Raw genomic sequence first — 404 nt, 5'->3', positions numbered from 1 at the left:
ATGGAGGCGCCTCCCGGAGTCGAACCGAGGTCCACGGATTTGCAATCCGCTGCATAGCCACTCTGCCAAGGCGCCTTAGTAACTCCAATCGAATCGCTTACAGCCATCCTCTTGGGTACGGGATGCATTCTACGGATTCAGACGATTGAGTCAATACTATTTTTGTATTTTTAATTCGTTTGAATGAATTTCATACTAAACAAGCCAAATAGCTGACTTTATGTGCAAAGCATACTGTGAGCGGGTTATTCAAAGGCGATCTATATCACATTAGATATCCACAATTGATCACTTAACCTTAGGTTAAAGATCAAAAAAGCGAGCCTCAGCTCTAATGCCGATCAGTTAAGACAATAATCGGCAGATCAGTTGAATGATCCTACCAACATGTAAAAATCCGATAG

The 404-nt window shown here is 42.3% G+C and carries 1 tRNA gene; it reads right to left on the bottom strand.

The features are described 5' to 3' along the window. Position 1: 1 nt before the first annotated feature. Positions 2 to 75 (bottom strand) — tRNA-Cys (locus Q1A70_RS20485). Positions 76 to 404: the final 329 nt, after the last annotated feature.

The organism is uncultured Vibrio sp. (assembly GCF_947488985.1).
GTDB lineage: Bacteria > Pseudomonadota > Gammaproteobacteria > Enterobacterales > Vibrionaceae > Vibrio.
Note: the sequence above shows the minus strand (reverse complement) of the source record. Positions and strands in the feature narration are given on the sequence as shown.